Raw genomic sequence first — 12,345 nt, 5'->3', positions numbered from 1 at the left:
ATGTTCAGAACCATCCTGGCCCTCTTCGTGGCCGCCGTTTCCATGCCGGCCCTGTCCATCCCGGGCCATGCCCAGGAACCCCGGTATCTCACCATCGGTACCGGCGCCGTCACCGGCCTCTACTATCCCGCCGGGGGGGCTGTCTGCCGGATGGTCAACCGGGCGCGTACCCAGCACAACATCCGATGCGCGGTGGAGGCCACGGAGGGATCGTTCTCCAATCTCGGCGCCCTGCGCACCGGCGAGCTGGACATGGCCGTGACCCAATCGGACTGGCTGTTCCACGCCTACAACGGCAGCGGGCGGTTCCGCGACCAGGGCCCCCACAAGGAACTGCGCTCGGTCTTCGCGCTTCACGGCGAGCCCTTCACGGTCATAGCGCGAGCCGAGGCCGGCATCGACGCCTTCGAAGACCTGGAAGGCAAGCGGGTCAATGTCGGCGAACCCGGGTCGGGCAACCGGGCGATGATGGATACGGTAATGAAGGCCTGGGGCTGGACGGCGCGCGATTTCAGCTTGGCCTCGGAACTGCCGGCGTCGGAGCAGGCGGGGGCCTTGTGCGACAACCGGGTGGACGCCGTGGTCTATGCGGGAGGCCATCCCAACGGCTTGATCCAGCAGGCCGCGTCCACCTGTTCTGTCAAGCTGATCGGCATCGACGGCCGGCCGGTCCGGAAGCTGCTCGATGACGACCCCTATTACGCGCGGATCGTCATTCCCGGCGGCATGTACACCGGCAATCCGGACGATGTCGAGACCTTCGGCGTCAGGGCCGTCCTGGCCAGCTCCGCCGGAGCGGACGCCGGCGTGGTCTATGAAGTCGTCAAAACGGTGTTCGACGATTTCGACGCATTCAGGCGCCTGCACCCGGCGCTCCAGGCCCTGGAGAAAGCCTCCATCGCGACGGAAGGCTTGGCGGTCCCGCTGCACGACGGGGCCGCGCGCTACTTCGAGGAGGCAGGCGTAAGGTAGCGGACAAAGCTGCCCTTCTTCCCTTACCGGGACAGATGCTCCTCCAGGATCTCCCGCGCGAGGGCCAGCGCCTCGGTCCGTTCCATCCCGGCCGCCAGCCGCGGATCGTAGAGCGTCCGCAGGAGCAGCCGGTCCATGGACCCCAGTTCCTGGTAGCCGACCCCATCGTCCAGCAGCGAGGTCGGGTCGTCCGGCGCCTCGCCGAAGAAGCCCATGCTCTGGAAGATCTCCTCGATCAGGCAGGCGCCGACCGCCTGGGGCGGCAGTGCTCCGGCGTTGATATGGATCCTGGAGCTGCGCATCTCACCGCCGACTGCGGAGGGCAGGGCGATGCAGGTGAAAGGCTGGTCGCGCCTGCCGTCGGCCGGATCGACGAAGAACGGCCAGTAACCGGCGCGGTTGGTCAGATAGACGTCGATGTCGCCGGCCCAGAGGGGGTTGTCATGGACGGTGATACCCTCGCCGGTCAGTTCCGCCAGTTCGGTGGCGATCTCCTCGACTCGCGGCAGCCATTCGCCGCCCGCGTCGCCGCGCACCGCGATGTCGATCGACCCGATCCACTTGGTCAGGGGGCGCCTGACGTTCGACTCGTTGGCAAGCGCTCCCCGGTCGAACAGCCCGACGGCCCGGGCCAGCCATTGCGGGCGTGCTCCCGCCGGATCGGGCGGAGCCGTCATGACCAGGGCCGGCAGGCCCGATGGCATTGCACGGGCCTCGCCCGCAGCGACCCCGCCCGGCGCCGCGACACCGTGGCCCCAGGCCGTCAGAACCACGGCACAGCATGTCCCGAAACAGCGCCCAACCATGTTTCCAACCCCGTCGGCGGCCCTGGCGGCGACCGTAAGGATAACCGATTCTACGGCCGCACTGTTCCAGGCCGACGGTGCGCTCGTCCACGCCATGCGGGGATAGGCCGAAAATCCCGAATGCCCATCCAAAGTTTGTGGGCTAAGCTGATGACTTGATCGGGCGGGACGCCGGAATGGCAAGTCGGGTTCCGGCGGTCGGGGCTGCAATGACCCGGCGGGAGGTCGGGCTTCGGAGACGGGATGTTCCGGCGATGACCGATTTCGGTTCGCTGTCACGCGACGAGTTGCAGGCGATGGCCGAAGCTGCGCGCGAAGTGATGAATTGCCAGCGCGTTCTGGCCAAGACCGGCGACAACATCGTCGGGGAGGTCCTGCGCGGTGCCGGCACTTTCTACGAATGGCGGCACTATCCCCCCGGCGACGTCTATGATGCCGAATTCCATGCCCAGTACTATTACCATGCCCATCCGGAGGACGAGCGGGTTTCCGGAGAGCATGGGCATTTCCATACCTTTCTGCGGCCGCTGGGCATGCCGTCCGGCATCACCGCGGCGGCGGTTCCCGACTCTAGGGAACAAGGCGGCGATAACGATGCGCTGTGCCACATCGTCGGCATTTCGATGGACCGCGCCGGCCTGCCCATCCGCCTGTTCACCACCAACCGGTGGGTCACCGGCGAAACCTGGTACTCGGCCCCCGACGTGGTGCGGATGCTGGAATGCTTCGTGATCGACCATGCCCGGCCGTCCTGGGCCGTGAACCGCTGGATCACCGCGCTGCTTCGCCTGTTCAGGCCCCAGATCGTGACGCTGCTGGAAACCCGTGACGCCGAGATCGCCCGCTGGCGGGAGAAGCGGCCCGGGTCCGACGTCTACGAGGACCGCGAGCTGGAGGTCGTGTCGGAGCATTGGGTCTCCATCGAGGACCAGATCGCCCGGATCGAACTGGCCCTCGCGAAGGCGCGCCGCCGCGAGAACGCCGCGACGCGACAGGCCGTTTGAGAACGGGCGCGGGGCCGCCATGGTCGGCGACCCTGCGCTCCGTCGAACGGTTTCGATCTGTATTGAATGGCCTTCACCATCCATTAAGCATTTTTCCCGATCATGGTTTTCCTACGAAAAGGTGGAACCGGCTTCGCGCCGCCCTGTCCCGCGGTGCCTGAACGCGACTGGAAACATGACCGAACACCTGACCCAACGGGATGTCGAACGGCTGCTGGCGGATCCCTCGCCGCAGACCAGGGCCGAAATGGCAGCCAAGGTGGCGGCCAGCCTCGAAAGCGTGAGACTGACCGACGGCGAGCGCAAGCTGGCGGAAGGCATCGTCCGGGTGATGGCGCGCGACGCGGCCGAACGCGTGCGCCAAGCGCTTGCGGAGAACCTCAAGTCGTCGCAGAGCCTGCCGCGGGACGTGGCCCTGACGCTGGCGCGCGACGTGGAGGCGGTGGCTTTGCCGGTCCTTGGCGCCTCGTCCGTCCTGACCGACGACGACCTGATCGAGCTGGTCCGCACGGGCACGGTTGCCAAGCAGACCGCGATCGCCGGCCGGCCGGAGGTGAGCGCCGAGGTCGCCGACGTCTTGGTCGAATCAGCGCCCGAGCAGGCCGTCGCCCGCCTTGTTGCCAACCCGGGCGCCCGTATCCCGGAGGAAAGCCTGGGCCGGGTGCTGGACCGCTTCGGCGACAGCCCCGCCGTCCAGGAGCCGCTGGTCCACCGCGACCAGCTGCCGGTTACCGTTGCCGAACGGCTGGTCGCCCTGGTCTCCGACACGCTGCGCGACTATCTCGTCACCCATCACGAACTCCCCGCTGGAATCGCGAGCGACCTCGTCCTGCAGAGTCGGGAACGTGCGACGGTTTCGCTGTTCACCGATGGCAAGGACGATGCCGACGTGGAGCGGCTGGTCGAGCAGCTCCGCCTCAACGGGCGTCTGACGCCGTCCCTCATGCTTCGCGCGCTCTGCATGGGCGATGTCGCCTTCCTGGAGGCAAGCCTGTCCCTGCTCGGCAAGGTTCCGCTGACCAATGCCCGCCTGCTGATCCACGATGCCGGGCGGCTTGGCCTGAAGTCGCTCTACGAGCGGGCGGGATTGCCGGCCCGCTTGCTTCCCGCCTTCAGGATCGCGGTCGATGTCTCCCACGAGACATTGTTCGACGGCGAGCCGGGGGACCTGGACCGCCACCGCCGCCGGATGATCGAGCGCATCCTGACCCAGTACGAGGATCTGGCGTCGGACGATCTCGATTATCTGCTCAACAAGCTGGGCGACCTGGTCGAACCGGCGGCTTAGAAACTGGGCGGCGTGCAGGCGCTGACGACCTCGCAGACCTCGTCCCCGACCGTCCGGAAGCGGTGCGGCAGCCTGCTGTTGAAGTAGTAGGCGTCGCCGGGCCCCAGCACCCGGCGCTGGTCGCCGACGGTGACCTCCAGCTTGCCGCGCAGTACGACGCCGCCCTCCTCGGACGCGTGGCGCAGCATGCTTTGCCCCGTGTCGGCACCCGGCTCGTAGCGTTCGTGGATGATCTGCAGCGCCCTGGAAGCCAAGTCGCGCCCGACCTGGGCATAGCGGATCGGGCCGTCGCTGATAACCGCCAGTTCCTCGGCCCGGAAGAACACCTGCTCGCGCGGGGCCTGTTCCATCGAGAAGAAGTCCGCCAAGCTCATCGGGATGCCGTCGAGCACCTTCTTCAGCGACCCGACCGACGGACTCGACCGGTTCTGCTCGATCAGCGAGACCGACGCGTTGCTGACCCCGGCGCGCTTCGCCAGTTCCCGCTGGGACAGGCCGTGCATCTCGCGGATCGCCCGCAGTCTGGCGCCCACATCGAAGTCCATTGCCGCCGCTCCTGTTAAACCTGTTCAATATATTGAACAGGAGCACTGCTGGCGTGCAAGGGACCATATTGCCTCGACTTCGGGTCGGAAAGCGCTTGTCGATTTTCTTGAGCGTGGCTTAGGCTGACCTTTGCCGTGGATGGACCGTTTTGTCCAGTCCTTCGCAGTTCCGTCATTCTTTGAGGAGAGCCCGTCATGGACGGTAGTATGACGCCCAGCCAGCCGAACAACCTCGAAGCTTTCTGGATGCCGTTCACCATGAACCGGCAGTTCAAGAAGGCGCCCCGCATGCTCGTGTCGGCCGAGGGCATGTACTACACGTCCCAGGACGGCCGCCGGATCCTCGACGGCGCCGCTGGCCTGTGGTGCGTCAACGCGGGGCACCGTCGCCCGAAGATCGTCGAGGCGGTCCAGCGGCAGATCTCGGAGCTGGATTACGCGCCGGCGTTCCAGATGGGGCATCCCCTGGCTTTCGAACTGGCGTCGCGGCTGACCACGATCATGCCGGGTGATCTGGACCACGTCTTCTTTACCAACTCCGGCTCCGAATCGGTCGATACCGCGCTGAAAATCGCGCTGGCCTATCAGCGGGCGCGTGGCGAGGGTACCCGTCAGCGGCTGATCGGCCGTGAACGGGGATATCACGGCGTGGGTTTCGGCGGCATTTCGGTCGGCGGCATCGTCACCAACCGCAAGTTCTTCGGCAGCCTGCTGAACGGTGTCGACCACATGCCGCACACCCACGACAAGGCGCACCAGGCGTTCAGCCGCGGGCAGCCGGAATGGGGCGGCCATCTGGCCGACGAGCTGGAGCGCATCGTCACCCTGCACGACGCGTCGAACATCGCCGCCGTGATCGTGGAGCCGGTCGCCGGCTCGACCGGCGTGCTGATCCCGCCGCAGGGCTATCTCCAGCGGCTGCGCGAGATCTGCGACAAGCACGGCATCCTGCTGATCTTCGACGAGGTCATCACCGGGTTCGGCCGCCTGGGCGCCAGCTTCGCCACCGAATATTTCGGCGTCATGCCCGACATCATCTGCACCGCGAAGGGCATCACCAACGGGACCATCCCCATGGGGGCCGTGTTCGTGCGCAAGCACATCTACGACGCCTTCATGACCGGCCCGGAAGGTGCCATCGAGCTGTTCCATGGCTACACCTATTCGGGCCATCCCGTCGCCTGCGCCGCGGCGCTCGCGACCCTGGACACCTACCAGGAGGACGAGCTGTTCCAGCGCGCGGCCGACTTGGCGCCCTACTGGGAGGAGGCGGTCCACGGCCTGAAGGGAGCCCGTCATGTCATCGATCTGCGCAACCTGGGATTGATCGCCGGCATCGAGCTGGAGCCGCTGCCCGGCCAGCCGACCAAGCGGGCTTTCGAAGCCTTCCTGAAGTGCTACGAGCGCGGTGTGATGATCCGGACCACCGGCGACATCATCGCCATGTCCCCGCCGCTGATCATCGAGAAGGCCGAAATAGACCGGCTGTTCACCACCGTCCGCGAGGTGCTCGAAACCATCGAATAGGACGCCTCATCGGCGCTCAAGGCTTCTCCAGGTTCGTGCAGAGGTGCGGTTCGGACGCGCACAGCACGGGCCGGGAGTTGCCGAGGTCGCCGCGGGAACACACGGTCGAGGTGCGCGCATATTCCTCGCGCGAATCGAGGCGGTCGTGGAGACTGTCGCGGTCGCTCTGCATGTCGCGCGAGACCCGGTCCACGTGCTGGCGCACGGACCGCGCCATCCGCTCGCCGATGCGGGTGACGTCGGCTTCCCGCCGGGCGACCTGCCCGCTGGCCTGCTTCGCCGCGAACTCGGCGGCGCGCTGCATGACCGGGGCGAAACGCTGCAGCACGTCCTGGTCGATCCGGTAATGGACGATCTCGTGGCGCCAGACCGACTCGCGGGCGCACGCGTCGTCCGCCAGTTCGCGCCCGATATAGATCTTCGGCTCGGTCAGGGTCAGCGTCACCTCGATGGTGTCCATGGATACGCAGATCTCCCTGCCGTCATCGACCCAGCGGTACCGGGCCGACTGGCCGACCGCTATCGCGCCGGTGTAGAGCCCGGCCGGATGGGCGCCGGGTTTCCGGAACAGGCGCGTCAGTTCGCTGAAACTGAGATCCTCGCTGGTGAGCACGTCGGACTCGGCGGTCCTGACCGTCACCGTCGGGGGAGGCGGCCGGGTGGAGCAGGATTGCGCCGCGGCCTGGACCGGTCCTACGGCGCAGAACAGGGGCAGGGCGAGCGGCAGGATCAGGATTCTGGGGAGCACGGATCGACGCTTGGCTGTTGGCACGGATTTGCGGAACGGGAAGACCATTCGTCCCTCAGATTACGTCTTTTTTGCAATCGATCCGAGCACTCTCCACGCGCCGGCCGTACTCCTTTCACAATAGGTCGCGCAGGCGGAACCAGGCCATGGCGAGCACCAGCAGGGGCATCCGGGCGGGGCCACCGGGGAAACGCTGGTGGGGTAGCCGGGCGAACACGTCGAACCGTTCCGCGGTTCCGCCGACCGCTTCCGCGATCAGCTTCCCGGCGAGGCCGGTGAGCGCCACGCCATGGCCGGAATAACCCTGGGCGAAATAGGTGTTCGATCCGATCCGCCCGAAATGGGGCGTACGGTTCAGCGTGATCGCCACGTGGCCGCCCCAGCAATGGTCGATCCCGGCGTCGGCCAGCTGCGGGAAATAGCGCAGCATCGTGCGCCGCAGGATACGCTTCAGGTCCGGCCGGTCGAGCCCCGAATAGCTGACGCCGCCGCCGAACAGCAGCCGGTGATCGGGTGAGCGCCGGTAGTAGTTGAGCACGAAATTGACGTCGGCGACGGCGTGACCGCAGGGGATCAGGGCTGTCGCCCGTTCTTCGCCCAGCGGCTCCGTCGCGATCATGTATGTCGCGACCGGCATTATCTTCGCCGCCAACTCCGGCACCAGCCCGCCCAGATAGGCGTTGCCCGCCAGGATCAGGTAATCCGCCCGGACAGTGCCCGCGGCGGTGTGGGCGGCCGGGGCGGCGCCGGTGTCGAGCCGTTCGACCCGGGACCCCTCGAAGATCCGGACGCCCGCCTCGGCGGCCGCACGGCCCAGCCCGATGGCATAGTTCAGCGGATGGAGCTGCCCGCTGCCGCCGTCGAACAGCCCGCCGACATAGGTGTCGGACGCGACCATCGAGCGGATTTCGTCCCGGTCCAGCAGGCGCGCTTCAGGGTAGCCGTATTCGTCGCGCCATTCCGACTCCAGCCCGCGCAATCCTGCGAGCTGCCGCTGCTTCAGCGCCGCCAGGACATAGCCCCAGCGCAGGTCGCAATCGATGCCGTGGCGTTCCACCCGGTCCGTCAGGATCCGCTTCGACTCCTCGCCAAGTTCCCACAGCAGCCGCGCGTCTTCGTTGCCGACCCATCCGGCCATGGTCCCCATTGAGGGGTTGTATGCCGTGACGATCTGGCCGCCGTTCCGTCCCGAGGCGCCCCAGCCGATCCGCTCCGCTTCCAGGAGCACGACGTCATAACCCCGCTCCGCCAGGTGCAGGGCCGCGGAAAGCCCGGTATAGCCGCCGCCCACGACGCAGACGTCGCATCGCAGGTCGCCCGCCAGCGGCGGATGATCGGATTGGGGCAGGGCGGTCTCGGTATACCAGGAACGGGGATGGCCGCGGCCGGCCATCAGGGCCGCCCTTTGCGCGAGGGCCACCGGCTGTCGCACCAGGGTGTCCAACGGCGCCACAGGTCCAGGGTCTGCCTGGGCGAGAACATGGCGGCATGCAGCCCGGCGATGGTCAAGGTCATGAATACTCCGGCATAGATCACGTCACTGAAGAAATGGGCTCCCATGCCGATCCTGAGGAGCCCCGCCGCGAGCCCGGCTGCCATGCCCGCGACGAGCAGCGGTCCGGCGAAGCGCCGCATCGCCACATAGGCGAAGATGTGCAGGTAGAACCCCAGGGCCGCGTCGCCGGCGACGAACGAGCAGTTCTTGCGGCACTGGTTGCTGATCACCATCGGCGGGCTGAAATACTGGTCGCCGCCGAATTCTTCCACCTGCACCGGCCGGGCGCGGCTCCACATGTCCTTCAGCACGACGTTGGCGACCAGTCCGGGTCCGAGCAGCAGGCCCAGGAACAGGAAAGCCCAGCATCGCGGCCCCAGGCCGAGTAGCGTCGCCGGCACCCCTTCGCAGGTGCGGAGCCGGCTCCACAGCGAGCGGCCGGCGGTATACAGGAATGCCAGAAGGGTCGCGGCGCCAATGATCCGCGCCGCGACCTGGATCGCGGAGTGGATCGCCTCCGGTACCGGCTGGCTGCGCCAGACGAAGCCGCCGGCCTGATCGTAGAACTGCCGGGAGATGCCGAGATCGATGGCCGGCACCAGCACCAGCAGGATCAGGGTGGCAAGACCCATGCGGATGATCCAGCGTGTCCGGCGGGACCGAAGCGCAGCCAGGTCGCCGTCGATCCGGATCGTCTCGTCGAGGTCCATCGTCGCATTCCGCATTGAGCCCGGGAACCAGCGGGGAGACTTTATGGGTGGCGGGCTGCCGCGTGTCTACCCCGGCCCCCGAGTCGAGGACCGCGCCCTATCAGCGCGGCCCCCGTCCGAGGACGGCTCAGGCGCTGAGCGCCTTCTCGCGGAGGGTCAGATAGGCCAGGTCGCTCCACCGGGCCCAGACGCGGGATTTCTCCAGGGCGGTGGAGAAGGAGGCGTGGACCTTCCGGGTCATGTCGTTGGAGCCGGAGATCTCGGCCATGACCTCTCGGGTCGCCCGGCCCATCTCCACCGCCACCTCTTCCGGCCATTCGCGGAGCTGGACGCCGTGATCGCGGACCAGCGGCTCCAGCGACACGGCGTTGTGGTAGGTGAAGTCGGCCAGCGTGGTGGTCGCCGTCGCCTGGGCGGCGGCCGCGACGATCTGCTGGAGGTCCTTGGGCAGGGCGTCGTATTTCTGCTTGTTGACGCTGATCTCCAGCGCCGGCCCGGCTTCGTGGAAGGCGGGCAGGTAGTAGAACTTGGCGATCTGGTACAGGCCGAACGCCAGGTCGTTCCAGGGGCCGACCCACTCCGCCGCATCGACCGCGCCGGACTGCAGGGCCGCGAAGATCTCGCCCGGCGGCGTCAGGACGACGTTGACGCCCATCTTCTGCATCACGGCGCCGCCCAGGCCGGCGATCCGGAACTTCCGGCCGCGCAGGTCGGCCAGGCCGGTGACCTCGCGCACGAACCAGCCGCCCGCCTGCACGCCGCTGTTGCCGGCGTAGAACGGCTTGACCCCGAACGGCGCATAGGCTTCGTCCCAAAGCTGCTGGCCGCCGCCGTAGTAGATCCAGCCGCTGAACTCGGCGGCCGTCAGGCCGAAGGGAACTCCGGTGAACCAGTGGAACACCGGGTTCTTGCCCTGCCAGTAGTAGGGCGTGGCGTGCAGCATGTCCGCGGTGCCGCTGGCGACGGCGTCGAACGCTTCGAACGGCGGAACCAGTTCGCCGGCGGCATAGAGCTTGACCGTGAGACGGCCGCCGCTGAGCGCCGAGATCATGTCGGCGGCGCGCTGGGCGTTGACGCCGACGCCGGGCGCGTTCTTGGGCCAGGACGTGACCATCGTCCACTGCTGGCGGCCTTGGGAAATGGCGGGAGCCGGAAAGCTTGCGGCGGCACCCAGTGCTGCGGCGCCACCGACCGCGCCCGTGGTGAGGAATTGACGTCTTTTCATGTCGCCTCTCTTGGTGGAAGCCTGTTCGGCACCCTTGGGGGCCGCATAGTGCCTCCTTCGATCCCGGTGCACAATCGGGGATACCTTGGCCGGGGATACCTTGGCCGGGGATACCTTGGCCGGCGATACCCCGGCCGAGGTGCCATCCTCAGTTCAGCGGTTCGCCGCGCGTCACGGGGGTTACCGGGGCGGACAAGGGGGCGGGCGCCGCCGTCGCCCCGCCCGACGGATAGGGTGGCTGCGCCTGGTAGGTCTGGTCGGGATAGGGTTGGGCCGGGGCAGCTTCCGTCGCCCTCAGGTCCTGGCCCCGCGCCGGGGCATAGCCCTGCTGCCGCCGGGCCTCCTGCACCTGCGGGTCGTTCTCGACCCGGTTGATGACGAACTTGGTGCCGTCGGCGACACCGCTGGCGACCATCCCGACGAGTCCGCAGCCGGACAGGAAAAACGGCAAGGCCAGGAACGCTATGCGCATGAAAGATCCCTCATTCGTACGGCCCATGCGCTAAAGCCATGTCGCTCCCGGCGCAAGCACCAAATCGGGTTTGGCCAAGCGAATTTTGCCCAACCCGCAACGGCCCCCCTGGCGCGTGCCGCGCCATCGACCCATAATGTCCGGTGTCAGGCGCAACAACGCGGAGCCGGCCGGGGATGCGCCCGCGCCGTCAGATGTATGAACCTCCTCAGCGACTTCATCCAGGGCCGCCAGATCACCGAGGTCGAGTGTCTCGTACCGGACATGTCCGGGATCGCGCGCGGCAAGATCCTGCCGGCCGAGAAGTTCCTCCGCATTCTGCGCGAGCGGGGCTTGCGCATGCCGGAGGCGATCTTCATCCAGACGGTGACCGGCGAATACCCGGATGACGAGGACGTCACCAGCCCGGCCAATTCCGACATCTACATGCGTCCCGACGAGAACACGATCCGCATGGTGCCCTGGTACACCGAGGCGACCGCCCAGGTGATCAGCGACTGCGACTATGCCGATGGCAGCCCGGTGGACATCTCGCCGCGCTGGGTGCTTAAGCGGGTTCTGGAGTTGTACGACGAGCGCGGCTGGCAGCCGATCGTGGCTCCCGAGTTGGAGTTCTTCCTGGTCCAGATCAACAAGGACCCGGATTATCCGCTGGTTCCGCCGGTCGGCCGGTCGGGCCGGACCGAGAGCGGCCGGCAGGCTTACGGCATCGATGCGGTCAATGAGTTCGACCCGATCTTCGAGGACGTCTACGACTACTGCGAGGCGCAGCGAATCGACATCGACACCCTGACCCACGAGGCCGGCGCCGCGCAGATCGAGATCAACTTCAACCACGGCGACGCGCTGGAACTGGCCGACCAGGTATTCCTGTTCAAGCGGACGGTTCGGGAGACCGCGATCCGGCACAACGTCTATGCCACGTTCATGGCGAAGCCGATGCAAGGCGAGCCGGGCAGCGCCATGCACGTCCACCAGAGCGTGGTCGACAAGAACACGGGGGAAAATCTCTTCTCCAACGCCGACGGGGAGGATACGCCGCTGTTCCTCAGCCACATCGCCGGGCTCCAGAAGTTCCTGCCGTCGGCCATGCCGCTGCTCGCCCCCAACGTCAATTCGTACCGGCGCCTGATCGCCGGATCGGACGCCCCGATCAACGTGCACTGGGGCCGCGACAACCGCACCACCGGGTTCCGCGTCCCCGTCTCCCCGCCGGAGTCCCGACGCGTCGAGAACCGCGTCGCCGGGGCCGACGCCAACCCCTACCTGGCGCTCGCCGCCTCGCTCGCCTGCGGCTATATCGGCATGATCCAGACGCTGGAGCCGACCGACCCGGTCAAGGGCAGCGCCCACCGCCTGGCCTATACCCTGCCGCGGCATCAGTCCGACGCCATCACCAAGTTCAACGCCTGCAAGCCGCTCCGCGAGATCTTCGGCGAACGCTTCGTCGCCGCCGTCACCCATGTCAAGCAGGCGGAGTACGACGCCTATCAGCGGGTGATCAGCTCCTGGGAGCGGGAGAACTTGCTGCTGAACGTGTGATGCTTTGGGGA

General features: G+C 67.2%; 12 protein-coding genes. 5 read left to right on the top strand and 7 right to left on the bottom strand.

Annotated elements, in window-relative coordinates:
• Positions 1-972, top strand: a complete 972-nt coding sequence (locus tag DPR14_RS19455) for a TAXI family TRAP transporter solute-binding subunit (RefSeq protein WP_158046628.1) — start codon at positions 1-3, stop codon at positions 970-972.
• A 23-nt stretch (positions 973-995) separates the two neighbouring features.
• Here the strand turns inward: DPR14_RS19455 and DPR14_RS19450 are convergent, their stop codons facing one another.
• Complete coding sequence (locus DPR14_RS19450) at positions 996-1,676, bottom strand: DUF2927 domain-containing protein (protein WP_192499036.1); 681 nt, start codon at positions 1,674-1,676, stop codon at positions 996-998.
• Positions 1,677-2,032: 356 nt separating this feature from the next.
• Here DPR14_RS19450 and DPR14_RS19445 point away from each other — a divergent pair, with 356 nt between their 5' ends.
• Entirely contained in the window at positions 2,033-2,782 is a 750-nt protein-coding gene (locus tag DPR14_RS19445; protein ID WP_158046626.1) for a DUF6969 family protein, read from the top strand.
• Positions 2,783-2,957: 175 nt separating this feature from the next.
• Positions 2,958-4,070, top strand: coding sequence for a SpbR family protein (gene spbR, locus DPR14_RS19440; protein ID WP_158046625.1), 1,113 nt, complete (start codon positions 2,958-2,960; stop codon positions 4,068-4,070).
• Here spbR and DPR14_RS19435 read toward each other — a convergent pair.
• Positions 4,067-4,615: a cupin domain-containing protein gene (locus DPR14_RS19435; RefSeq protein WP_158046624.1), complete on the bottom strand. Its 549-nt coding sequence runs from the start codon at positions 4,613-4,615 to the stop codon at positions 4,067-4,069. The genes spbR and DPR14_RS19435 overlap by 4 nt on opposite strands.
• Before the next feature lie 195 nt (positions 4,616-4,810).
• Between DPR14_RS19435 and aptA the strand changes: the two genes are divergently transcribed.
• Positions 4,811-6,142 (top strand): omega-aminotransferase AptA, encoded by a 1,332-nt coding sequence (gene aptA / locus DPR14_RS19430; protein WP_211103827.1) that lies wholly within the window; start codon positions 4,811-4,813, stop codon positions 6,140-6,142.
• Between the two features lie 16 nt (positions 6,143-6,158).
• Here the strand turns inward: aptA and DPR14_RS19425 are convergent, their stop codons facing one another.
• The 5 genes from DPR14_RS19425 to DPR14_RS19405 form a co-directional block, all read right to left on the bottom strand.
• Positions 6,159-6,890, bottom strand: coding sequence for a hypothetical protein (locus tag DPR14_RS19425; RefSeq protein WP_158046623.1), 732 nt, complete (start codon positions 6,888-6,890; stop codon positions 6,159-6,161).
• Between the two features lie 115 nt (positions 6,891-7,005).
• Positions 7,006-8,283 carry an NAD(P)/FAD-dependent oxidoreductase gene (locus DPR14_RS19420; RefSeq protein ID WP_158048237.1) on the bottom strand — a complete coding sequence of 426 codons (1,278 nt, stop codon included), beginning with the start codon at positions 8,281-8,283 and terminating at the stop codon, positions 7,006-7,008.
• Entirely contained in the window at positions 8,283-9,095 is an 813-nt protein-coding gene (locus DPR14_RS19415; RefSeq protein ID WP_192499035.1) for a phosphatase PAP2 family protein, read from the bottom strand. The genes DPR14_RS19420 and DPR14_RS19415 overlap by 1 nt, the downstream gene beginning before the upstream one ends.
• A 127-nt stretch (positions 9,096-9,222) precedes the next feature.
• Entirely contained in the window at positions 9,223-10,320 is a 1,098-nt protein-coding gene (locus tag DPR14_RS19410) for a TRAP transporter substrate-binding protein (protein WP_158046621.1), read from the bottom strand.
• A gap of 148 nt (positions 10,321-10,468) precedes the next feature.
• Positions 10,469-10,792 (bottom strand): hypothetical protein, encoded by a 324-nt coding sequence (locus tag DPR14_RS19405; protein ID WP_158046620.1) that lies wholly within the window; start codon positions 10,790-10,792, stop codon positions 10,469-10,471.
• Between the two features lie 198 nt (positions 10,793-10,990).
• On the opposite strand from DPR14_RS19405, the gene DPR14_RS19400 reads away from it, so the two are divergent.
• A complete protein-coding gene (locus DPR14_RS19400) occupies positions 10,991-12,334 on the top strand; it encodes a glutamine synthetase family protein (protein ID WP_158046619.1) in 1,344 nt (447 codons plus the stop codon).
• Positions 12,335-12,345 lie beyond the last annotated feature (11 nt).

It is taken from the genome of Skermanella pratensis (genome assembly GCF_008843145.1).
GTDB classification, from domain to species: Bacteria; Pseudomonadota; Alphaproteobacteria; order Azospirillales; family Azospirillaceae; genus Skermanella; species Skermanella pratensis.
The sequence above is the reverse complement of the archived record's forward strand: the minus strand, read 5'-3'. Positions and strand labels throughout refer to the sequence as shown.

Coding starts and splice junctions, on each gene's coding strand:
- DPR14_RS19445 (WP_158046626.1), top strand. CDS start 2,033: ATGACCGATTTCGGTTCGCTGTCACGCGACGAGTTGCAGGCGATGGCC.
- DPR14_RS19450 (WP_192499036.1), bottom strand. CDS start 1,676: ATGCCATCGGGCCTGCCGGCCCTGGTCATGACGGCTCCGCCCGATCCG.
- DPR14_RS19400 (WP_158046619.1), top strand. CDS start 10,991: ATGAACCTCCTCAGCGACTTCATCCAGGGCCGCCAGATCACCGAGGTC.
- DPR14_RS19420 (WP_158048237.1), bottom strand. CDS start 8,283: ATGGCCGGCCGCGGCCATCCCCGTTCCTGGTATACCGAGACCGCCCTG.
- aptA (WP_211103827.1), top strand. CDS start 4,811: ATGGACGGTAGTATGACGCCCAGCCAGCCGAACAACCTCGAAGCTTTC.
- DPR14_RS19415 (WP_192499035.1), bottom strand. CDS start 9,095: ATGGACCTCGACGAGACGATCCGGATCGACGGCGACCTGGCTGCGCTT.
- DPR14_RS19435 (WP_158046624.1), bottom strand. CDS start 4,615: ATGGACTTCGATGTGGGCGCCAGACTGCGGGCGATCCGCGAGATGCAC.
- DPR14_RS19455 (WP_158046628.1), top strand. CDS start 1: ATGTTCAGAACCATCCTGGCCCTCTTCGTGGCCGCCGTTTCCATGCCG.
- spbR (WP_158046625.1), top strand. CDS start 2,958: ATGACCGAACACCTGACCCAACGGGATGTCGAACGGCTGCTGGCGGAT.
- DPR14_RS19405 (WP_158046620.1), bottom strand. CDS start 10,792: ATGCGCATAGCGTTCCTGGCCTTGCCGTTTTTCCTGTCCGGCTGCGGA.
- DPR14_RS19410 (WP_158046621.1), bottom strand. CDS start 10,320: ATGAAAAGACGTCAATTCCTCACCACGGGCGCGGTCGGTGGCGCCGCA.